This window comes from Colwellia marinimaniae, assembly GCF_002207865.1.
Lineage (GTDB): Bacteria > Pseudomonadota > Gammaproteobacteria > Enterobacterales > Alteromonadaceae > Colwellia > Colwellia marinimaniae.
This window is the reverse complement of sequence record NZ_BDQM01000574.1, coordinates 1-229: the sequence shown is the minus strand read 5'-3', so window position 1 is coordinate 229 and position 229 is coordinate 1. Positions and strand designations below refer to the sequence as shown.

1 protein-coding gene is annotated in these 229 nt (G+C 38.4%); it reads right to left on the bottom strand.

Annotated elements, in window-relative coordinates:
- Positions 1–229 (bottom strand): hypothetical protein (locus MTCD1_RS21440; protein ID WP_159459939.1); only part of this gene is annotated, 229 nt, incomplete at both ends.

Genomic DNA, 229 nt, shown 5'->3' with positions numbered 1-229 from the left:
TCAACAGTGACTGTCTTAAATCCTATGGTTCTACCTCTACTGTTCTTGATAGGAACTTCTTTTGTCACAGTAGTTACGACTGGAATTAACAATGCATCACCTTCACCACTTTCGTATGTTGTCTCTGCTGCCACTGCCTCTGCATCTTTCATATTCTTAGGATCTTGATCCTTACCAACTTTTGCTTCAGGTTTTATTTCCTTTTTAGATTCATCACCACCAAATATAC